This window comes from Brucella sp. NBRC 12953, from assembly GCF_040369775.1.
In the GTDB taxonomy this organism is placed as follows: Bacteria; Pseudomonadota; Alphaproteobacteria; order Rhizobiales; family Rhizobiaceae; genus Brucella; species Brucella pseudogrignonensis.
Genome location: NZ_BAABSV010000003.1, coordinates 64,966 through 84,826 on the forward strand (window position 1 = coordinate 64,966; position 19,861 = coordinate 84,826).

Below are 19,861 nucleotides of genomic sequence, written 5' to 3' on the forward strand. Positions count from 1 at the left end.
GTCTGAAATTCAGGCCGGCTTTTTTAAATTCAATATTATATTGTTAGCCAGCCAGACCCTCGCGGATACGGGCAATCACATCCTGAACGCGGTTATTCTGATCGCTGCGACGAGCTGAAACGAGACAAGCCTGCGAACGCAAGATCACGCCATCTTCAAGCACTTTGAGCTGATTGGCTTTGAGCGTCGAACCGGTGGATGTAATATCAACAATCATATCAGCCGAACCCGCCGCAGGCGCGCCTTCGGTCGCGCCCAGACTTTCAACGATGCGATAGACCTGAATGCCGTGCTTCTGCGAGAAGAACTGCTGCGTCAGACGCCAGTATTTCGTGGCGATGCGCAGACGGCGACCATGACGCTGGCGAAAATCGGCAGCGACATCATCAAGGTCGGCCATGGTCGTCACATCGCGCCAGACTTCAGGCACAGCAACCACAACGTCAGCATGGCCAAAGCCAAGCTCTGCTTCAATCGCCACGCGCTCATCGGCATGAGCAAGCGTTTCACGGATCAGGTCTTCTCCGGTGACGCCCAGATCAACGCTGCCATAGCCAAGTTCGCGCGCGATTTCGGACGCCGACAAAAACAGAATGTCGAGATCGTTCTCGCCTTCAACCCGCGCACGGTAATTGCGTGAGTCATCAGGCAGAATAACCTTGTATCCGGCCTTTTCCAGCACGGCGAGCGTCTGCTCTTTCAGCCGTCCTTTGGACGGAAGTGCCAGCGTTACAGTCATGATTGTTCTCCGCTCAGCGCCTCAAGCCGGTCGAGCCAGATTGAAAAGCCAACGCCCGGAATGTTTTCGGAAGCACCGAGCATCGTCAACAGCCGGTCGTAACGACCGCCACCGGCCAGCACCATATCCTTGTCGCCGCCTGCCTGCCGGATTTCATAAACGAGGCCCGTATAGTAATCGAGCGGGCGTCCGAAAGACGCGTCGTAGACAATATCTTCGGCATGAATACCGGCGGCGATAATCGCATCCGTGCGCGATTCAAACTTTTGCAAGACAGCACTCAGATCAAGCGCATTGTCAGCCGCAAAAGCGCGCAGCGTAATGGTGGCAGCTTCAAGCGAAACGCGGGTAGAAAGGAAACGCTTTAACACCTCAAGTGCAGATGAAGGGAACCGGGCCGCAGCCAGATCTTCTTTTTCAATGAGGCGACGGGCGATTTCCGCAGGCGTGCGTCCCGCGCCCGGCGACATACCCGCTTCGAGCATTTCTGCTTCCAGCATACGTGCCAGCCCTGCCTCGTCACCTTCGGCAACCAATCCAGCCAGATGTTCCGGCAACGGGTCAGTGCGCTGCTCGCCAGTCAGCTCGGCAAAAGCTGCTTCCATCGTATGTGCATCGCCAAAGGCACGCAGCAGCTTCTTACGCCATCCTTGCGGAAGACCCAGGGCCTTCAACATACCTGCAAAAACAGACTGATCGCCCAGCACGATTTCAAGCTTGGCATTGGGAGCCGCGGCATGAACACAGGCCAGCGCATCGGCAATCGAACGCGCGTCCGATGCCGCTTCGTCGGTTGCACCCAAATCCTCGATGCCTGCCTGAAGAAACTCAGCCGCGCCATCGCGACGCTGGCGGAACACTTCACCGAGATAGGCATAACGCTTCGGCGTTGCAGCATTCAGCGCAATATGATTGCGGCAGACCGGAATGGTAAATTCCGGACGCAAGCAAAGGCTGTCACCATTTTCATTTTCTGTGAGAAAGATACGGCGGCGCAAATCTTCGCCCGCCATATCCAGAAACGGATCGGCAGGTTGGATCAGCGGAATATCGACAAGCTCAGCCTCGCTGGCACCAAGCTGCCCGCGAAGCGTCGTGAAGACTAAAGATGTGCGTTGACCTGCCATATTATCCGTCACTTCGCCTGCTGTGCGCGATCGCGAGCTTGCGCTTCGAGGATTTCGCGCACTGCCGCAACGATACCCTCTTCCTTGACCGTGACCTGCGCCGGGCGGCTTTCGCGCCAGGTTGCATTGTCTTCGATCTCGGCAGAAATACGCTTGCCTTCAATCAGATCCTTGATCTGAACTTCGCCAGCTTCACGCTCTTGCGAACCCTGAATGATCACGCATGGCGCATCACGACGGTCTGCATATTTCATCTGCGCTTTCATGCCGGAACCACCGACATACATTTCAGCGCGGATGCCTGCCTGACGCAGCTGAGAAACCATCTTCTGATAGCCACCAAGGCTCTGCGCATCCTTGTCCATGACCAGCACGACGACCGGGCCAACCACATCGGACACATCAAGCTTGCCGAGGTTTTTTAGCGCTGTCATCAGGCGCGAAACACCGATGGAGAAGCCCGTTGCCGGAACCGGCTCGCCACGGAAGCGCGAAACCAGACCGTCATAACGACCGCCACCGCCAACCGAACCGAACACAACCTTCTGGCCATCTTCGTTGGTGACATCAAACAGAAGCTCGGCTTCAAATACCGGACCGGTGTAATATTCAAGACCACGCACGACCGAAGGATCGATCTTCACGCGACCTTCATAGCCGCCAGCGTCAAACAGAGCTTCCATATCGGCAAGCTCTTTCACGCCTTCTTCGCCCTTGGCGTTGCCAGCAACAACGGCCTGCAGATTGGCAATGGTTTCAGCACCGGTTGCACCACCTGCAGCGGTGAAGGCCAGAACCTTTTCCACGGCCGCATCGGGCAGTTCAGCGCCCTTGGTGAAATCGCCGCTTTCGTCAAGACGGCCTTTGCCCAGCAGAAGACGAACGCCGTCAGCGCCAAACTTGTCGAGCTTGTCGATGGCACGCAGAACATTGAGGCGCTTGCCAGCATTCGCATCGCCTTCAAGGCCAATGGCTTCGAGCACGCCGTCGAGAACCTTGCGGTTGTTGACGCGGATCACATAATCGCCGCGCGCAATGCCAAGGCGTTCAACCGTGTCGGCCATCATCATGCACATTTCAGCATCAGCCGAGACGTTGGGTGCGCCAACCGTATCGGCATCGAACTGCATGAACTGGCGGAAACGACCCGGACCCGGCTTTTCGTTACGGAAAACCCAACCGTTGCGATAGCTGCGATAAGGCTTCGGCAGGCTTTCGTAGTTTTCAGCCACGAACCGCGCCAGCGGCGCAGTCAGATCGTAGCGAAGCGACAGCCACTGCTCGTCGTCATCCTGAAACGAGAATACACCTTCATTCGGGCGATCCTGATCCGGCAGGAACTTTCCGAGCGCATCGGTATATTCGATGAGTGGTGTCTCCACCGGCTCAAAACCATAGAGGTCGTAGACTTCGCGGATGGTCGCCGTCATCTTTTCGGTGGCGCGCAGATCATCCGGCACCCGATCGACAAATCCGCGCGGCAACCGCGCCTTCATCTTGTCCGCTTTATCGGCCATTTTTCCTGCCTGATCGCTGATTTTGTTCATGTTACGCCGGAAAATCCGGCAAATCCGTTGCCGGTTTCCTAACGCATCAAACCGGGTGCGGCAAGTGCAGGAAGAGCTTTAAAAAGCGCGATCAGCGCGTGGCGATGGCAACGGTCACGCCAGCCATCATTCCGGCGCATGTGCGATTGGCAATCTTGACCATGCGCGGGGTGCGCAAAAAACGACGCGCCTGCACGGCCAGCAGCACCCAAGCATTATAGACAACGGCCAGAACCATGAACATAACCAGCAGCAGTTCGCCCCAGCCAAGGATCGAAACGCCGGTCAGATCAATCACGGTCGGCAGGATGGCAACATAGAAAACCATGATCTTCGGATTGCCGAGCGTGATTGCCAGCGCGCTCAGGAAAAGACCACCAGCCTCATTGCGGCGCGGGATGATTTCTTCATTGATAAGATCGCTGACAGGCGCAAACCACATTTTCCAGGCGAGATAGGCCAGATAGACGAGGCCACCATATTTGAGCACGAGAAAGACCGTGTGGAAATTCTGCGCCAGCGTTGAAAGCCCCCAGACAGCGAGCGACAACCAGACGGCATCGCCAATCCAGAGACCGAGCATGAATGGAAAAACGCCCTTATGGCCGCGGCTGATCACACGGGCCACCAGCGCGCCAATGTTTGGACCCGGCGTGCCAGCTGCAACCATCAAAATTCCGGCAAAGACTGCAAGCGACGTCAGATCCATCTTCCTCACTCCTGAAACAAGGCTCAGAACGAAATCCGGTGGTTGTGACAGAAAACCGAATCCGGCGCAATCAGCGCGATAATTCTTAGTTTTATCGCGCATCTTATCCGAAAACCGATTCACACTTTTCGGGATGCACTGTTTATTGCGGCCGCTTCAAATCCTGACGCAGTTTTTCAATGTTCGGGCGGCAATGACAGCCTTCAATATGATCGTTGACCAGCCCCATGGCCTGCATGAAGGCATAAACAGTCGTTGGCCCAACAAAAGACCAGCCGCGTTTTTTGAGATCTTTGGAAATACGCGTTGAAGTCGCTGTGGTCGGATTAGCGGACAGGGTCGGATAATCCACAACCTGCGGACGATCCTCTGCACCCGGTTCAAAAGACCAGAAATAAGCAGCGAGAGAGCCTTTTTCTTTCACAAGCTCGATGGCACGTTTGGCATTGTTGATGGTGGAAACGATTTTGCCCCGGTGACGGACGATGCCCTTATCGCCAAGCAGACGTTCAATATCCCTGTCGTCATAAAGCGCGACACGATGAAAATCGAAACCGTCAAAAGCCGCACGGAAATTTTCACGCTTGCGCAAAATCGTCAGCCAGGACAGACCAGACTGGAAACCTTCAAGGCAAATTTTCTCAAACAGGCGATCATCGTTTGTAACCGGAACGCCCCATTCATTGTCGTGATAGGCAATATAATCCGGGAGTTCGCCCGGCCAGAAACAGCGCATTTTGCCGTCTGCATTGACGATCAAGCCAGTCTTTTCCTGCACCGTATCGCTCATTTCTGGTCTCCAGACTTTTATCGATTTTTAATCATGTCGCGCAACTTGCTGCTAACCACAACTTTAATTTGCGATGAGTCAGAGCCCGACACGCAGCAAAATTTACCTTTATGATTCCATTGCCCGGCACAATGGGCCCATGAAATTCGGGGCCGTTCTCCTGACAGGAGCTGTCAGGAGTGCGACGGGTAACAGCGTCAGCGTGAATGCGGGACGCAAAACAGACGGATTTGGCTTATGCAACCACGTCATCTGCTTTTGATCGGTTCACTTGCGGCAATCGCCGTTTCCATTGTGACCACCAGCATGGCTTTTGCCAATGATCGTTACGCGACTCAACCACCGGTTCGCGTCGACAATCAAACATCGCAGCGCTGGATCGCCCAGCTCAATGGACCAGCGGTTCGTGTCTTGCCAACACTTGATGCAGCGCAACCGCAAAAGCGCGCCGTTGTCCGGCAAAAGCAACCACCGAAGGCACGTTATCAGAGCGTAAGCCAGCAGCGCCCTGCTGACAATCCGGCAAAAGTGGTCCGCAAGAAGCAGCAGCTCGACCCAATGTTCCTGCCGCAAGTCGTATCGTATTCCGGCGGCGAAAAGCCGGGAACTCTGGTCATCGATACAAACAAGCGCTTTCTTTATCTCGTTGAAGGCAACGGTCAGGCTCGCCGCTATGGCATTGGCGTCGGCAAGCAGGGGTTTGGCTGGAAGGGCACACAGCGCGTGAGCCGCAAAGCGGAATGGCCGACCTGGACACCGCCAAAGGAAATGATCGCGCGCGAACGCAAAAAGGGCCGCATCCTGCCAGCGCAGATGAAGGGTGGCATCAACAATCCTCTTGGCGCTCGCGCACTTTATCTCGGTTCCACGCTGTACCGCATTCACGGCACCAATCAGCCTTGGACCATCGGTAAAGCCATGTCTTCCGGCTGTTTCCGTATGCGTAACGAAGATGTGACCGACCTCTATGGTCGCGTTCCTGTGGGCACCCACGTCGTCGTTCGCTGACGGGAGCCACCGCAAACCCTTCATTCGAGGTCAGTTCAGGCCGCCGTTGCAAACAAGCGACGGCGGCTTTTTGTCATCGAATTGAAACTTTTGACGTTTTTATAGGAAAAGCGTCCGCCTTAACGCACAAAGGCAGACGAAAGGTCTTTCACTTTTCATGCGAACACCCATATGCTGTGGAAGCAAAATGACGAGAATATATGTAAGAGGGAAGGACTTAACATGACCGTACCGGCGGTAAAACTGAACGACGGCAATCACATTCCGCAGCTCGGTTATGGTGTCTGGCAGGTGGGCAATGATGAAGCCATCTCAGCCGTCAGCGAAGCGCTGAAGGTGGGCTACCGGCACATTGATACGGCTGCCATTTATGGCAACGAAGAAGGCACCGGCAAGGCAATCAACGAGTCCGGCATCGCGCGTGGCGATATTTACCTGACGACCAAGCTCTGGAACAAAGAACAGGGTTATGAGTCAACTCTCAAAGCTTTTGACGAAAGCCTCAAGAAGCTCGGCACGGACTATGTTGATCTTTATCTGATCCATTGGCCGCTCCCTTCCAAAGACCTTTTCATGGAAACATGGCGCGCTTTCATCAAGATCAAGGAAGAAGGCCGTGCGAAATCAATCGGCGTGTCGAACTTCCGCACCGCTGATCTTGAACGCATTCTCAAGGAAAGCGACGTTGTTCCGGTTCTCAACCAGATCGAATTGCACCCGCAATTCCAGCAAGATGAGCTGCGCCTGTTCCACAGCAAGCACAACATCGCAACCGAGGCCTGGAGCCCGCTTGGACAGGGCACTATTCTTGAAAACCCGACGCTGAAAACGATTGCTGAAAAGCACGGCAAGTCAGTCGCTCAGGTTATCCTGCGCTGGCATATCGAAACCGGCAATATCGTTATTCCAAAGTCGGTTACGCCAGCACGCATCAAGGAAAACTTCGAAGTTTTCGACTTTAGCCTCAATGGCACTGACCATGATGCAATTACCAAGCTGGACAAGACAGACGGTCGTATCGGACCGAATCCAGCGACGTTCTCGGTGGTTTAGTGGAAATGAAAAGCCCGGAGTTTTCTCCGGGCTTTTTTTACAGCATGTCTCCCAAAAGTGGGAACCGGTTTTGGGGCAAAGACATGCGCACAAACAAAAGATAGAGCATTTCGCATTAAAGCTGAAACGTTCGAAATGCTCTATCGCAGCAGTTTCAAGCTTCCTGTCAGCGAGCGCACCCATTTCGATGGGCCTGCAATTCCCAGCCCGTCAATTACCTCGGTCGCAAGTTCCTTTTCAGGAAACGCCGCTTCATATTCTGCATAAACATGCAGCGAACGCGCAAAGGCAGGGAAGGCCACAATAGCCTGCCTTTCTTCAAAACCTGCTGCTTTTAGCGCGATGGCCCGAATAGTTTCCGCATCAGCCTGAAGGATTGGCACCGGACGATCCGAGCTGATGTCGATTACGACGCCCGTTTTATCAACCAGCTGTCGGGCGGCAATGAAGGGCAGCTTCGCACCCAGCCCAATCGAAATCGCGCCAACTGTGTTGGCGAGCAGTCCCAGCGGCAGTTCTGGATTAACAGTAATGGCGAGGCGTAAATCTTCGTGCATGACGGCTCCTGAAACAGAAATCTCTCACCGAGAAATACACCGCATCACGAGGTCAATCCTGCCTATCTGTCCCGCCTTAGATAGATTTATGGTATACTTTACCAGAAATAGTCGATTCTGAGGTAAATCTCCATGAGTACACTCGATACATCTGACATCAGGATTCTCGAAGCCTTGCAGGATGACGGTCGCCTCACAAATCAGGCTCTCGCGGATCAGGTCGGCATGTCCACTTCTCCAAGCTGGCGCAAAGTTCGCAAACTTGAGGAAGACGGTGTGATACAGGGTTATCGCGCCACGCTGGATCGCAAGGCAATTGGACTTGGCGTGCTGGCATTTGTTCGCATCAAAATCGATAGTCACAGTGAAGCGGAAGCCGAGCAATTTGCGGCTGAACTGATGAGCCTTGATGAAGTCATCACCTGTTACAGCATCGCCGGTGACGCCGACTTTCTGCTGCAAGTCGTATCGCACGATCTCGATACCTATGCGGATTTTGCAATGTCCACGCTACGCCGCCTGCCCCGCATCAAGGAAATGCAGACGACTTTCGTGCTGAAGGAAACGAAAAGCTTCACGGGCTTTCCGCTCAAACATGCACGGTCAGTGAAGACTGGAGCCTGAAAGCACAATAGGCTTTGGCCCGCCATAGGCCCAGTCCAGCAATTCAATCGTGTGAACAATCGGCAGCTTACTGCCAGTTGCGATCTGCGTCATACAACCAATATTGCCAGTCGCAATCAGATCGGCTCCGGTCGCTTCAATATTCCTGACCTTGCGATCGCGAAGTTTGGTCGCGATCTCCGGCTGCATAATATTATACGTGCCCGCCGAACCGCAGCAGAGATGTCCTTCCAGTGGCTCTTTCACCGTGAAACCCGCTTTGGAAAGCAGGTCTTTCGGTTGACGTAGAATCTTCTGGCCATGCTGCATGGAGCAGGCCGAATGATAGGCAACCGTCAGCACCTTCGGCTCTTCTGGTTGCGGCAGTTCGATGGTCGTCAGATATTCGGTAATATCCTTGGCAAGCGATGATACAAGCGCAGCTTTATCCTTATAGGCCGGGTCGAGCCGCAGCATGAAACCATAATCCTTGATCGTCGTTCCGCAGCCCGAAGCTGTCACGATAATCGCATCGAGACCGCCTGTCTCAATCTCCCGCATCCAGACATCGACATTGTGCCGGGCCTGATCGAGCGCCTGCTCTTCGCGCCCCATGTGGTGAACGAGTGAACCACAGCAGCCTTCATCCTTTGGCGCCACCACTTCAATGCCAAACCGATTGAGCAATCTCAGTGTCGCGGCATTGATGCCGGGATTAAGCACAGGTTGCGCGCAGCCATTCAGGATCGCAACACGCCCGCGCTTTTCGCCCTTGGCCACGCTTATTGGTAGAGGATCGGCTTTGGCGGGAAGATTTTGCGGTGCGAGTTCCAGCATGGCTGCGATAGGCTTCAGGCTCGCTTTTTTCCGCATAAGCGGAGCAAATGGTCGCCCGAGTTTGGCGAGCTTGAGTGCCATCCGAAACCGGCCCGGATAGGGCAGAACCTGCGCCAGCACCCCGCGCAAAAAGCGGTTCATAAATGGACGCTTATAGGTCTTTTCGATATGCGCACGCGCATGATCGACCAAATGCATATAATTGACGCCCGACGGACAGGTTGTCATGCAGGAAAGGCACGATAGACAGCGATCGACGTGGCGCACGACTTCTTCATCCGCCGGACGTCCGTTTTCGAGCATATCCTTGATAAGATAAATGCGTCCGCGCGGACTATCGAGTTCATTGCCAAGCGTCACATAGGTCGGGCAGGTCGCCGTGCAGAAACCGCAATGCACGCATTTACGCAGGATTTTATCTGCTTCGTTAACACCTGGATCGCGCAATTGTTCGGGGCTGAAATGGGTCTGCATGGCTCACGCTCCCGCCTGCTCAGGATACATACGTCCCGGATTAAGAATGTTCTCCGGATCAAACTGATGTTTCAGCCTCTTTGAAAGTGCTGCAAGCGCTGCCGGTTGTGGCTCAAATACGTTCGTATTGGCTCGCACAAATTCCGGTGCGCGTATCAGCGTTGCATGGCCACCGCCATATTTGGCGATCAGCTTCCGCAGCGTGCCTGCTTCCGGCTCGGCTTCCATCCGCATCCAGATCAAACCACCTTGCCAGTCATAATAGGCATCGACGCCTGCATGGCGGCGAAACTCATCAATCATACGCCAGCCTTGCAAGGGTGCCATTGAAACACGCCAGACCACACGAGTATCACCAGCCTGCGCATAGGGCAGCACATCGCGAACTTCTGTCCAAAGCTGTGTCGATTGAGGCTCGTCAATCACGTCGATTGTCCCTGCCCGGCCAAGTAGAGCCTGTAATTGCCTGCTCCGATGTGCGACAGACGGCGCAAAGCCTTCCAGCCTCAGAATGGTTGCGGCTTCCCAACCAAGCTTGCCGTCGAGAAAGCGATTGGCGACAGTGGGCGGCAAATGAGCGCTTGATGCCACTTCCTCGCGCGATCCCATCGCCATAGCCATGACGCGAGCAGCCTGCTCGTCATCCAGCCCGCGAACAGCAAGCGTCACAGAAGTCTCAGGCTTGGGCAGAACCTTAAATGTAACTTCGGTTGCCACGCCCAGCGTACCCCAGGAGTTGGCCATACCTTTGGAAAGATCGTAACCGGTGACATTCTTGACGACACGCCCGCCGGATTTAAACAATTCACCTCGGCCCGAAACCACCCGCACGCCCAGGATATGATCGCGCGCAGCGCCCGCCTTCAGCCGACGTGGCCCCGACAGATTGGCAGCCAGCACACCGCCAATTGTGCCGCGACGTGCTTCACCGCCAAGCAGCGGACCATAATCCATCGGTTCAAAATGAAAGCATTGGTGGCTTACTGCCAACAGCTTTTCGATCTCGGAAACGGGTGTGCCCGCCTTTGCTGACAGCACCAGTTCATCCGGCTCATAAAGTGTTATGCCTGAAAGCTGCGACACATCCAGAACATGCCCAGCCTGCACCGGGCGACCTATTCCACGCTTTGAGCCGTTGCCGATAATCTCCAGCGGCGTTGACGTGCCGAGTGCCCACTGGACCGCCTCGACGACACCCGATTCATCCTGCGGTATCAAGGTATTTGCATCAGTCATTTTCATAACCACAGATCAGAAACGCGGAAGGTCAGGGAAAGCCAGCTCGCCGCGATGCACATGCATACGACCAAGCTCGGCACAGCGGCGCAATTGCGGAAAGACCTTACCGGGATTGAGCAGGTGCTTGGCATCAAACGCACATTTCACACGCATCTGCTGGTCGAGATCTATTTCGTTGAACATCTCCGGCATGAGATCGCGCTTTTCGATCCCCACGCCGTGCTCACCTGTCAGCACGCCGCCAACCTTCACGCAGAGACGTAAGATGTCGGCGCCGAAATCTTCAGCAGCCTCCAGCTCGCCGGGAATATTTGCATCATAGAGGATAAGCGGATGCAGATTGCCATCACCCGCATGAAACACATTGGCGACCCGAAGCCCATATTTTTCGGATAGCTCGCGCATTCCGGACAAAACGCGCGGCAGTTCTTTGCGTGGAATGGTCCCATCCATACAGAGATAGTCCGGCGAAATACGCCCCACCGCCGGGAAAGCAGCTTTACGGCCCGCCCAGAAAGCCAGTCGCTGTTCTTCCGACTGCGACAGGATGCAGGTGGTCGAGCCATTTTTAAGCGCAATGCTCTCGACCGCTCCGATCAAATGGTCAACTTCAATCGGCGGCCCATCGAGTTCGACGATCAGCAGTGCCTCGACATCAAGCGGATAGCCAACACGAACAAAGTCTTCGGCTGCGCGAATGGCAGGCCGGTCCATCATTTCCATGCCACCCGGAATGATCCCTGCGCCGATAATATCGGCCACGCACTGGCCCGCCTGCTCACTTGATGGAAAGCCGACCATGACAGCACGCGCGGTTTCAGGCTTCTGCAGAATACGAACGGTGATTTCCGTCACAACCCCAAGCAGACCTTCCGAGCCGGTCATCAGCCCCAGAAGATCATAACCTTCGCTATCAAGATGCTTGCCGCCAAGGCGCAAGACTTCGCCAGTTATCAGCACCATTTCAATGCCAAGCACGTTGTTGGCGGTGAGACCATATTTCAGGCAATGCACGCCCCCAGCATTCTCCGCAACATTTCCGCCTATCGAGCAGGCAATCTGCGAGGATGGATCAGGCGCATAGTAAAAACCTTCATGCTCAACAGCTTTTGTAATGCCGAGATTCGTTACCCCCGGCTGTACGACTGCAACGCGATTGGGATAATCGATTTCGAGAATACGATTGAAGCGCGACATGCCAAGCAGCACAGCATCAGCCAGCGGCATCGAACCGCCGGACAGCGATGTGCCAGCTCCGCGCGGCACCACGCGAATACCATTGTCATGACAATAGCGCAGAACATCTGAGACTTGATCGACGGTTTCGGGCAGGACAACGACCAGCGGCAGAGAACGATGTGCTGTCAGCCCATCGCTTTCAAACACACGCATCGCATTAACAGTATCGACAACGCCCTCACCCGGCACGATATTGCGCAAGTCGGCAACGATGCCGGCCCGTCTTTGCAAGACGGCTGCATCCGGCTCCGGCATGACCAATCCGCTCATATATTCCTCCGCCTCCCAGCGACTTCACATAACTGGTAAACTAATTTTACCAATCATGCCTATGGCGAAACAGTTTTGACACTGCGGCATAATCGCCTTGCGATCCCGACGAAGCCTCGGCTAGATGGGGTCAGCACATAAAGCTGTCGGGGAGGATTTGAAACTATCATGATGAGCAGTCTGGCCGATATGGAGATTTTCGCACGCGTTGTCGCAACCGGCAGCATGTCTGCAGCAGCGCGTGATCTCGGCCTGTCGCCTGCTGTGGTTTCCAAGCGGCTCGGTCGGCTTGAAGAGCGGCTTGGCACCCGCTTGCTCCAGCGCACGACGCGTCAGATTGCACTCACCGAAGCAGGCCAAGGCTATCATGAGCGCGTTCTTGGCATTCTCGGCAATATCGAAGAGGCGGAAGCCTTTGTCGCTCGCCGGTCAGCGGATGCGCGCGGGACGCTGAAAATCTCCGCTCCCACCACTTTCGGACGTATGCATATCGCGCCTTATCTGGTGCCATTCATGCGCGCCAATTCCGACCTCACCGTCAATATGCAGCTTTCGGACGAGATGGTCGATATCGTTGGTGACGGCTATGATCTCGCCATCCGGATTGGCGAATTATCCGACTCAACGCTTGTGGCCCGCCGTCTCGCACCTGTGCGCAGAATTCTCGCGGCATCCCCGCATTATATTGCAGAACGTGGCACACCGCAGACGATCGAAGATCTCGCCGATCATATCTGTCTCGCACCGCACAACAACGATCCATGGCGGCTTGAAGGTCCAAAGGGACCAATAACAATCCGCCCCGTCGGTCCGCTCCAGACCAATTCAAGCGAAATGGTGCGCGAGGCAGTGCTGGCCGGTCTTGGAATTGCACAGCGTTCAACCTGGGACATCGGCCCTGAGCTCGCAGAAGGCAGGCTGGTGCAGGTTCTGCCGGAATACGCTGCATCGCGAAATGTCGCCATCCACGCGGTTTACCCCTCCAAACAGTTCCTGCCCGCTAAAGTGCGACTTTTCATAGACTATCTGGCAGATCTTTATGGACCAGTGCCTTACTGGGAGAGCGGCAGTTCTCCACAAGGCATGTCTAAATAATAGACGGGGACGGCACGATTGCGTAATAAAGCGCCCGTCGCGTGATCGCGACAGCGTTTGCCGTTCGCCAAACAATATTAAGGAATGACAATGAACACAGTACCCCGCCTGATTTTCGCACTCGTCGTGGCCGTTATCGTCGGTTGCGGCTTCATGTATTATGACAAGTCGCGCGGCGCTGAATGGGTTGTTTCCCCGCAGCAGATCGAACAGGCAAAGTCCGAAGGCAAAACTGGATTTGAAAGCCGCCCCGGCACCGTCACTGTTCTTCCAATCCGCAGCGAAACCGCAGACGTCCTGCCCTTCAAATGGGCGATGTATGGCCTCGTTGCTGGTATTGTTGTTTTCGTTTCTGGCCGCAAGCGCAAGAAGGCCTGATAACAGGCCTAACTCTTTATAAACCCCGGAAGCAACGTTTCCGGGGTTTTTATTTATCAACTGTAGAGACCCGTTGCCCGCCCGACGGCTTAGGGATAATTTGCAGCCATGACGGAGGCAGCAGACGGCATGGCCGAGACAATTTTTTCCCGCATTCATGCAAGCCGCACGGCGGATGATGTTGTGCACCAGATTGAGAGTTTGATTCTTGAAGGTGTGTTGCGCGGCGGCGACCGTCTGCCCGGCGAACGCGAGCTTGCGCGACAACTCGATATATCTCGCCCGATCCTGCGCGATGCGCTCAAACGACTTGAAAATGCTGGCCTTCTCACTTCCCGTCACGGCGGCGGAACCTTTGTGGCCGATGTCATCGGTCAGGTTTTCAGCGCCCCTGTTGTGAAGCTTTTCGGCGAACATCGAAAGGCGACGACCGACTATCTCGAATATCGCCGTGAGATTGAAAGCGTGGCTGCCGAATATGCGGCGCTGCGTGCAACCTCCGCTGACAAGGCACTCCTCGCGGAAATCATGACCGCTATGGAAGACGCTAACAGCGCTAGCGATCTTGATAAGGGTGCGCAGCTCGATGTCGAGTTTCACAATGCGATTGGTGAAGCAGCCCACAATATCGTGCTGCTGCACACTTTGCGTTCCTGCTATCAGCTGCTGAAAGATGGCGTTTTCTACAATCGCAGTCTTATTTACAGCTATCCCGGTGTCGCTGACATGCTGCTGTCACAGCATCGCGCCATTTACGACGCCGTTATTGCTGGCAACCCGCAAGCAGCGCGCGAAGCGGTGCAGAAGCATATCCGCTTCGTCGAACAAGCCACCCACGACCGTGAGTTGAACGATGAGCGCGAGCGCGTATCACGACTGCGCTACCGCCAGCGAGCCGGAAAAGAAGTGAAAGAAGGCAGTGATCTATGAGTGGCGTTACACTAAAGGACGCGAAAGGGCCGGAAGGCATTCGGCTTTATGCCATTGGCGATGTGCATGGTCGCCTTGATCTCTTGCAGGATATGCATGGTCTGATCCATGCAGATATTGATCGCAACCCAACGCATGACTGGCGCATCATTCACCTTGGTGACTATATCGACCGGGGACCGGATTCTAAAGGTGTACTGGATTTTCTGATCCACTCATCAACACATGATCCCCGCATTCTCTCGCTGATTGGCAATCATGACGATGGCTTTCTGCGCTATCTGGCGACCGGCGATACGAACGGCATTTTTGCGCTTCATGGCGGCAGCGACACCGCCCGATCATACGGCGTTGACGTCGATTATACGGACCCGGCGTCGGCTACAGCAGGATACAGGCAGCTCGTTGACAACGTTCCGCAAGCGCATGTCGACTACATACGCTCAATGCCATCTTCAGTGAGCTTTGGTGATTTCTTCTTCTGCCATGCTGGTGTGAACCCGGCAGTTTCTCTCGGCACGCAGGATCGTGACGATCTGATGTGGATCAGGACACTGTTTCTGAAATGGACTGATCCGCTGGAAAAGGTCATCATCCACGGACATACGCCGCAGAGCGCAATCGATGTTCAACCGAACCGGGTCAACCTCGATACCTATGCCTGGAAAAGCGGAAAGCTGTCAGCCATCGTGATCGATGGCCTAGAAAAGCGTTTTCTGGAAGCGACTGGTCCCGCCGCTAAATCTGTAATTTAACGCGCGCTGGAAATGCCGTAGCCGTCGGTGGAGGTCATGCTGTTACCGGCATCGACGGTGAAAATGCCAACTGCCATGAACACGATCGCAGAAATCATCAGGACGGTGAGGAGTGCGGCATGCTTAGCGGTCATGGTCGAAAACTCTTTCGAGGTTATCGGGAGAAACGATGAACCGAGCTTTCCTAATAGCCAAGGCTTGCACCTTGCCTGATCATTGACCGCCCGGAAGTTGGCTTCAGTTACACCTGAAAAAAGTTACCCGCAACTGAACGAACGAACTACAATTGTCGCTTTCCGAGGGAAAAACCTAAATGGTTTTGCCCTGTGGCAAAGTCGCAACGCCTTATCAGCTCAGAGTGTTGTTTGCAGGCAACTTTTTAGCGATTGCTATCGATAAGACCGGCCCAGGCGCGCGCCAAAGCAGCCCCAGCTCTGTCTGCTGCAACGCCGGATTGCCGGAGATTAACCGGAAGCTCTATCGCCCACTTAGAATCAAATTCGGCGATCATATCGCTGAGCGTTTCACTCCATTCAACGACCAGTTTGGTGTCGGCCTCAAAATGAAACTGCGTGCCGTAAGTAGCACGCCCGATGCGATAGGCCTGATGAGCAGTCATGTCGCTGACCGCCATATGAATGGCACTCTCTGGCAAGGAAAACGTATCCCGGTGCCAGTGGAAAATAGGGAAAGCTGAACCTGCCGCAGACAGGACAGGATCGCTCTGCCCCTGCTCCGTCAGCCGTACCTGATGCCAGCCAAATTCCATTGGGCGGTCGAGGATATTTTCGCCACCATAGGCGCGTGCGACGAGCTGACTGCCAAGACAGATGCCAAGCACAGCCTTGTCTTTATCGCCAAAGGCCCGAATAAGATTGAGCAGATCAGGGAAATAAGGATAATCGCCATCGGCAAGCGCGTTCTGCTCGCCACCCAGCACGATCAGGGCCTCGTGCTCACTGTCATCCGCGGGAAGCGTATCGCCATTATAGGCGTGCCTGACATCGATTGTATGCCCCGCTTCAATCAGGATCGGCTCAATCTGCCCCAGACCTGAATCGGGATAATTCTGAACGACCAACACGCTCATTTCTCAGACCCCAAGCTTTTGCTTATAGCATTTCCAGCAAAAGTGCGAAGCGGCTTTGCGTCGGATAATGCGCAAAAACAAACAGTTACAGCGGTTCCAACGATTCACTCTGAACTGGAACCGCTGTAAAAAGAGCTAACATGAAAAAAGCCCGGACAACAAGCCGGGCTTTCACTTGATTGGGTTTGTTCGATTGATCAATTGACCACAGACACGCTGACGGTGCGGCCTGCAACAAGATGAACACCCTGCGGCACATCTTCGAGTTTCACACGCACAGGAACCCGCTGCGCCAGGCGCACCCAGTTAAATGTCGGTGAAACATTGGCCAGAAGGCTTGTTGAATCGCTGCGTTCACGATCTTCAATACCGCCGGCGATGCCCTCGACCTGTCCCTTAAGCTTCAGTTTGCTGCCCATCACGTCGATCACAACCGGATCGCCGATATTGATGCGTTCAAGCTTGTTTTCCTCAAAATAGCCCGAGACGTAGAACGAGTCCGTATCAACCAGCGCCGTGACTGCGGAACCGGTAGTTACATAATCGCCAGGCTGAAGCGAGAAATTGGTGATGACACCATTTACAGGCGCTTTGACAGACGAACGTTCCAGATTGAGCGATGCGAGATCATGGTCGAGTTCGGCCTGACGATAGGTGGCCTCGGCCTGCATCGTCGTGGTCTCGATCTGCTCCATCTTCTGCTGCGTAACCGTGGTGTCATTCAGCTTGCGATAGCGGGTAAGATCACGATTGGCCATATCGAGTGCAGCCTTGCTGCTGGCAAGCTTTGCTTCTGCCTGCTGCAATGCAAGCTTGTAGCGTGCCTGATCGATGCGGAAAATCACGTCACCCTGTTTGATGTCCTGATTGTCGTGCACCAGAACCTCGCTCACCAGACCCGAAACATCAGGAGCAAGACGCACCACATCGGCGCGGATCTTGCCGTCGCGTGTCCACGGCGCGTTCATATAATAATCCCAGAGATGCCAGCCGAGAAGCCCTGCCATTGTGACCATGACGAGGGTTAGGAAGACCCGGCCCGAATGTGCAAAAAGCTTCTTCATAGTGGTATTCCATTTACGATGACGGCGCTTGCGCCGAGAATGCAGAAGTACATGGCGGCATCAAAAAGAGACCTGTGCCATACAAAACGGTAAAAACGGGCGCGTGCGAGCAATCGCTGCATCAGCGAGTTCGCGAAATAGGCGCCCAGTGCCAGAACCGCGAGGCTCGGCAGATAGATTCCATAGATGTCGAATTCCGGTCTCATGACTCTAAAATTTCCATTATCTGAACGTGTCTCAGGCAGCCTGCGGCAGTTCCAGTTGCGGCTGTGGCGGCAACTGGAAAGGCGGCGCCTTCGGGAAGAGGTTGAAGCGCAGGGCGACCAGCGCCAGACGTGGTCTTTTGGCGATCGCTGGCGATCCATGATCAATGATCACCGCGATAGCGTGATCGATGGCCGCAAGAAGCCGCTCGTCAATATCGATACGCGTTTCAGCCTTCTTGTTGCGCAGAAGCGCGCGATAGTGAGCACCAATGCCGTCGAGCACCCTATCGACCGCTTCACGGCAAGGTTCAGGCAGCTTCGTCCGATATTGCTGAAGATCGATCGTATTCATGCCGTTGCGCAGATCACGCAGCAGATCGACCTTGGCGATATCCGCTGACGGGATCAGAGCCAGTCGCGGCGTCATCATGCCGATGCGATCAATCATTCTGAGCAGCAAGCGGTTCATGCGCTGACGACGATGGCGACCCGGCTTGCGTTCAGTTGCAAGAGCCAGATCATTCCAGCCTGCTTTAACCAGACGCTGCACTGTCCATTCAGCACCCACCGAACGAACAATCGACGTTACGACCGCTGCAATCACAATACCCAGAACAGTCGCCAGATTGGCATTGGCAAAACTTACAAAATCATGCGTGAGATGCCCTTGCAGCATCAGCATGTTTGGCAAATTCACGCAAAGCACCATGCCAAGCAGGAATTGCGATGGGATTGCCAAAAGCAATCCTGCGGGGACCAGAAACAGGCCCAAGACCAGCACAAGCGGGAAGAAGCCATCAACCAACGGCAGAAGTGCAAACTCAAAGACGAAGGCTGCAACAATTACGATCAACAGCAACCAGCCGAACTTGCGCATGACCGGAACCGGATCATCCATCGCTGCAAAGATACAGCAGAAGATACCAGCCATCATCGCAGCTGCACTTCCCTGCGACCAACCGGTAGCAATCCAGAATGCAGTTGCAACACCGGTCGATACGAATGCGCCAAAGCCCGAAAGAATGGCCATGCCATAATCTCTGTGCTGCGGGCGGCTTTTCAGATGGGCATCATAACGACGCCAGCGAAGCGAATGACGGGAGCCGGAAACGATGTCCTGACGCAGCGTAATACAATCGCTCCAGATCTGCACCAGATCTCTCACGCGTGCTGCAACATTGAATGGAAGCAGTTCGCCCCAAGTGTGGGCGTCTTTGCCAAACCGGTCGATCTCATCGATATAGCTCAGCAAAACTGCACGGCGCTGCTCGGTGAGGTTCTCTCCGCTTTCAATCCAGTCGCAGGCTTCATCCAACAATTTCTGCACCGCCGGATGCCATGGCTTTTGCCCTTCACCGGGCTTGAGAACCAAGACGTCATGCAGGCTCGAAATGATCGGCAAAACAGCCACCATGCGCTGCTGAAGAACATGCAGAAGTGTTCCGACATTGCGGATCGATGACGTATCATAAGCCACATGCGTCGTCAGATTGCGCAGCTCCAACGCGTCAGCTGCAAGCCGCTGACGGTCACGGCGAAATTCCGGGCTATCGCCCTCTCCGCGTAATGTCTCAAGTGCAAGCTTGGAACCATCGCGCAACCAATTGTCGATACGAGCCATAAGGACCGGACCACTATGGCGTGGGAATACCAGTCGGTTGACCACCGCCGCACAGATGATGCCGATTGCAATTTCTTCGACGCGGCCCACCGCATAATCAAATGTGGTTTCAGGAACTGAAACCACGGCAAAGCTCGCAATAGCTACGGTATAACCAGCCAGCATGAAAAGATAACTACGCGGTGTACCGTCGAGCAGGCTGATCGCCAGACAAAGGCCCATCCACAGACCGATGGCCAATGTCAGAATCTCAGGCGAATTGACCAGATGCGGGACGAATAAAATCGTAACAGCGCCACCAATGATCGTGCCGATCAGCCGATAAAAGCCTTTGGAAGTCGTGGCACCCGAAAGCGGATGCGCCACAATATAGACAGCCGCAACCGACCAATAAGGATTGGGCAGGTTAGCCATAAGGGCGATCCACAATGCAAGCATTGCTGCCGCAAAGGTCTTCAGCGAGAAGACCACGTCCCAAAAGCGCGGCGATGTTTCAACGGGCTTCATCATCGGTGTTACAGGTTACAAAT

The 19,861-nt window shown here is 54.6% G+C and carries 21 protein-coding genes; 7 read left to right on the forward strand and 14 right to left on the reverse strand.

The features are described 5' to 3' along the window. Positions 1-43: 43 nt before the first annotated feature. From hisG to ABWV94_RS07830, 5 genes are all read right to left on the reverse strand, one after another. Entirely contained in the window at positions 44-739 is a 696-nt protein-coding gene (gene hisG / locus ABWV94_RS07810) for an ATP phosphoribosyltransferase (protein ID WP_113496827.1), read from the reverse strand. Further along, entirely contained in the window at positions 736-1,866 is a 1,131-nt protein-coding gene (locus ABWV94_RS07815; protein ID WP_113496829.1) for an ATP phosphoribosyltransferase regulatory subunit, read from the reverse strand. Before ABWV94_RS07815 ends, hisG begins: the two co-directional genes overlap by 4 nt. A gap of 8 nt (positions 1,867-1,874) precedes the next feature. Further along, positions 1,875-3,383, reverse strand: coding sequence for a histidine--tRNA ligase (gene hisS, locus ABWV94_RS07820; RefSeq protein ID WP_113159580.1), 1,509 nt, complete (start codon positions 3,381-3,383; stop codon positions 1,875-1,877). A 121-nt stretch (positions 3,384-3,504) separates the two neighbouring features. Further along, entirely contained in the window at positions 3,505-4,122 is a 618-nt protein-coding gene (locus tag ABWV94_RS07825) for a LysE family translocator (RefSeq protein ID WP_353413002.1), read from the reverse strand. Positions 4,123-4,264: 142 nt separating this feature from the next. Beyond that, a complete protein-coding gene (locus ABWV94_RS07830) occupies positions 4,265-4,912 on the reverse strand; it encodes a DNA-3-methyladenine glycosylase I (RefSeq protein ID WP_353413004.1) in 648 nt (215 codons plus the stop codon). A gap of 237 nt (positions 4,913-5,149) precedes the next feature. On the opposite strand from ABWV94_RS07830, the gene ABWV94_RS07835 reads away from it, so the two are divergent. After that, positions 5,150-5,920: a L,D-transpeptidase gene (locus ABWV94_RS07835; protein ID WP_112807486.1), complete on the forward strand. Its 771-nt coding sequence runs from the start codon at positions 5,150-5,152 to the stop codon at positions 5,918-5,920. A 222-nt stretch (positions 5,921-6,142) separates the two neighbouring features. Next, positions 6,143-6,973 (forward strand): aldo/keto reductase, encoded by an 831-nt coding sequence (locus ABWV94_RS07840; RefSeq protein ID WP_007878026.1) that lies wholly within the window; start codon positions 6,143-6,145, stop codon positions 6,971-6,973. A 140-nt stretch (positions 6,974-7,113) separates the two neighbouring features. Here the strand turns inward: ABWV94_RS07840 and ABWV94_RS07845 are convergent, their stop codons facing one another. After that, a complete protein-coding gene (locus ABWV94_RS07845) occupies positions 7,114-7,530 on the reverse strand; it encodes a DUF2000 domain-containing protein (RefSeq protein WP_113496835.1) in 417 nt (138 codons plus the stop codon). Positions 7,531-7,662: 132 nt separating this feature from the next. Between ABWV94_RS07845 and ABWV94_RS07850 the strand changes: the two genes are divergently transcribed. Then, positions 7,663-8,154 carry an Lrp/AsnC family transcriptional regulator gene (locus ABWV94_RS07850; RefSeq protein WP_353413007.1) on the forward strand — a complete coding sequence of 164 codons (492 nt, stop codon included), beginning with the start codon at positions 7,663-7,665 and terminating at the stop codon, positions 8,152-8,154. On the opposite strand, the gene glcF is transcribed toward ABWV94_RS07850, so the two are convergent. The 3 genes from glcF to ABWV94_RS07865 are packed head-to-tail and all read right to left on the reverse strand — an operon-like array spanning position 8,134 to position 12,192. Then, positions 8,134-9,444 carry a glycolate oxidase subunit GlcF gene (glcF, locus tag ABWV94_RS07855; protein WP_113496839.1) on the reverse strand — a complete coding sequence of 437 codons (1,311 nt, stop codon included), beginning with the start codon at positions 9,442-9,444 and terminating at the stop codon, positions 8,134-8,136. The genes ABWV94_RS07850 and glcF overlap by 21 nt on opposite strands. A 3-nt stretch (positions 9,445-9,447) precedes the next feature. Then, complete coding sequence (glcE, locus tag ABWV94_RS07860; protein WP_113496982.1) at positions 9,448-10,680, reverse strand: glycolate oxidase subunit GlcE; 1,233 nt, start codon at positions 10,678-10,680, stop codon at positions 9,448-9,450. A gap of 15 nt (positions 10,681-10,695) precedes the next feature. Continuing rightward, positions 10,696-12,192 carry an FAD-linked oxidase C-terminal domain-containing protein gene (locus tag ABWV94_RS07865; protein ID WP_079213487.1) on the reverse strand — a complete coding sequence of 499 codons (1,497 nt, stop codon included), beginning with the start codon at positions 12,190-12,192 and terminating at the stop codon, positions 10,696-10,698. A 168-nt stretch (positions 12,193-12,360) separates the two neighbouring features. Here ABWV94_RS07865 and ABWV94_RS07870 point away from each other — a divergent pair, with 168 nt between their 5' ends. The 4 genes from ABWV94_RS07870 (at position 12,361) to ABWV94_RS07885 (ending at position 15,350) form a co-directional block, all read left to right on the forward strand. Beyond that, entirely contained in the window at positions 12,361-13,287 is a 927-nt protein-coding gene (locus ABWV94_RS07870) for a LysR family transcriptional regulator (RefSeq protein ID WP_007878004.1), read from the forward strand. Between the two features lie 90 nt (positions 13,288-13,377). After that, positions 13,378-13,665 carry a hypothetical protein gene (locus ABWV94_RS07875; RefSeq protein ID WP_064321168.1) on the forward strand — a complete coding sequence of 96 codons (288 nt, stop codon included), beginning with the start codon at positions 13,378-13,380 and terminating at the stop codon, positions 13,663-13,665. A 129-nt stretch (positions 13,666-13,794) separates the two neighbouring features. Next, complete coding sequence (locus ABWV94_RS07880; protein ID WP_105520157.1) at positions 13,795-14,595, forward strand: FCD domain-containing protein; 801 nt, start codon at positions 13,795-13,797, stop codon at positions 14,593-14,595. After that, positions 14,592-15,350, forward strand: a complete 759-nt coding sequence (locus tag ABWV94_RS07885; RefSeq protein ID WP_353413010.1) for a metallophosphoesterase — start codon at positions 14,592-14,594, stop codon at positions 15,348-15,350. Before ABWV94_RS07880 ends, ABWV94_RS07885 begins: the two co-directional genes overlap by 4 nt. Here the strand turns inward: ABWV94_RS07885 and ABWV94_RS07890 are convergent. The 5 genes from ABWV94_RS07890 to ABWV94_RS07910 all read right to left on the reverse strand — a co-directional run bounded on the left by ABWV94_RS07890 (position 15,347) and on the right by ABWV94_RS07910 (position 19,841). Continuing rightward, on the reverse strand, positions 15,347-15,484 hold the full coding sequence (locus tag ABWV94_RS07890; protein ID WP_007877997.1) for a hypothetical protein: 138 nt from the start codon (positions 15,482-15,484) through the stop codon (positions 15,347-15,349). The two genes, ABWV94_RS07885 and ABWV94_RS07890, sit on opposite strands and share 4 nt — an antisense overlap. Positions 15,485-15,729: 245 nt before the next feature. After that, positions 15,730-16,440, reverse strand: coding sequence for a type 1 glutamine amidotransferase (locus tag ABWV94_RS07895; protein WP_353413012.1), 711 nt, complete (start codon positions 16,438-16,440; stop codon positions 15,730-15,732). A 197-nt stretch (positions 16,441-16,637) separates the two neighbouring features. After that, positions 16,638-17,504 carry an efflux RND transporter periplasmic adaptor subunit gene (locus ABWV94_RS07900; RefSeq protein WP_007877995.1) on the reverse strand — a complete coding sequence of 289 codons (867 nt, stop codon included), beginning with the start codon at positions 17,502-17,504 and terminating at the stop codon, positions 16,638-16,640. Continuing rightward, positions 17,501-17,710 carry a DUF1656 domain-containing protein gene (locus ABWV94_RS07905; protein WP_353413014.1) on the reverse strand — a complete coding sequence of 70 codons (210 nt, stop codon included), beginning with the start codon at positions 17,708-17,710 and terminating at the stop codon, positions 17,501-17,503. The genes ABWV94_RS07900 and ABWV94_RS07905 overlap by 4 nt, the downstream gene beginning before the upstream one ends. A 31-nt stretch (positions 17,711-17,741) precedes the next feature. After that, positions 17,742-19,841, reverse strand: a complete 2,100-nt coding sequence (locus tag ABWV94_RS07910; RefSeq protein WP_113159571.1) for an FUSC family protein — start codon at positions 19,839-19,841, stop codon at positions 17,742-17,744. Between the last annotated feature and the right edge of the window lie 20 nt (positions 19,842-19,861).

Bases quoted from the DNA above. Each gene is read 5' to 3' on its own strand.
- hisG (WP_113496827.1), bottom strand. From the start codon at position 739: ATGACTGTAACGCTGGCACTTCCGTCCAAAGGACGGCTGAAAGAGCAG.
- ABWV94_RS07815 (WP_113496829.1), bottom strand. From the start codon at position 1,866: ATGGCAGGTCAACGCACATCTTTAGTCTTCACGACGCTTCGCGGGCAG.
- hisS (WP_113159580.1), bottom strand. From the start codon at position 3,383: ATGGCCGATAAAGCGGACAAGATGAAGGCGCGGTTGCCGCGCGGATTT.
- ABWV94_RS07825 (WP_353413002.1), bottom strand. From the start codon at position 4,122: ATGGATCTGACGTCGCTTGCAGTCTTTGCCGGAATTTTGATGGTTGCA.
- ABWV94_RS07830 (WP_353413004.1), bottom strand. From the start codon at position 4,912: ATGAGCGATACGGTGCAGGAAAAGACTGGCTTGATCGTCAATGCAGAC.
- ABWV94_RS07835 (WP_112807486.1), top strand. From the start codon at position 5,150: ATGCAACCACGTCATCTGCTTTTGATCGGTTCACTTGCGGCAATCGCC.
- ABWV94_RS07840 (WP_007878026.1), top strand. From the start codon at position 6,143: ATGACCGTACCGGCGGTAAAACTGAACGACGGCAATCACATTCCGCAG.
- ABWV94_RS07845 (WP_113496835.1), bottom strand. From the start codon at position 7,530: ATGCACGAAGATTTACGCCTCGCCATTACTGTTAATCCAGAACTGCCG.
- ABWV94_RS07850 (WP_353413007.1), top strand. From the start codon at position 7,663: ATGAGTACACTCGATACATCTGACATCAGGATTCTCGAAGCCTTGCAG.
- glcF (WP_113496839.1), bottom strand. From the start codon at position 9,444: ATGCAGACCCATTTCAGCCCCGAACAATTGCGCGATCCAGGTGTTAAC.
- glcE (WP_113496982.1), bottom strand. From the start codon at position 10,680: ATGACTGATGCAAATACCTTGATACCGCAGGATGAATCGGGTGTCGTC.
- ABWV94_RS07865 (WP_079213487.1), bottom strand. From the start codon at position 12,192: ATGAGCGGATTGGTCATGCCGGAGCCGGATGCAGCCGTCTTGCAAAGA.
- ABWV94_RS07870 (WP_007878004.1), top strand. From the start codon at position 12,361: ATGATGAGCAGTCTGGCCGATATGGAGATTTTCGCACGCGTTGTCGCA.
- ABWV94_RS07875 (WP_064321168.1), top strand. From the start codon at position 13,378: ATGAACACAGTACCCCGCCTGATTTTCGCACTCGTCGTGGCCGTTATC.
- ABWV94_RS07880 (WP_105520157.1), top strand. From the start codon at position 13,795: ATGGCCGAGACAATTTTTTCCCGCATTCATGCAAGCCGCACGGCGGAT.
- ABWV94_RS07885 (WP_353413010.1), top strand. From the start codon at position 14,592: ATGAGTGGCGTTACACTAAAGGACGCGAAAGGGCCGGAAGGCATTCGG.
- ABWV94_RS07890 (WP_007877997.1), bottom strand. From the start codon at position 15,484: ATGACCGCTAAGCATGCCGCACTCCTCACCGTCCTGATGATTTCTGCG.
- ABWV94_RS07895 (WP_353413012.1), bottom strand. From the start codon at position 16,440: ATGAGCGTGTTGGTCGTTCAGAATTATCCCGATTCAGGTCTGGGGCAG.
- ABWV94_RS07900 (WP_007877995.1), bottom strand. From the start codon at position 17,504: ATGAAGAAGCTTTTTGCACATTCGGGCCGGGTCTTCCTAACCCTCGTC.
- ABWV94_RS07905 (WP_353413014.1), bottom strand. From the start codon at position 17,710: ATGAGACCGGAATTCGACATCTATGGAATCTATCTGCCGAGCCTCGCG.
- ABWV94_RS07910 (WP_113159571.1), bottom strand. From the start codon at position 19,841: ATGATGAAGCCCGTTGAAACATCGCCGCGCTTTTGGGACGTGGTCTTC.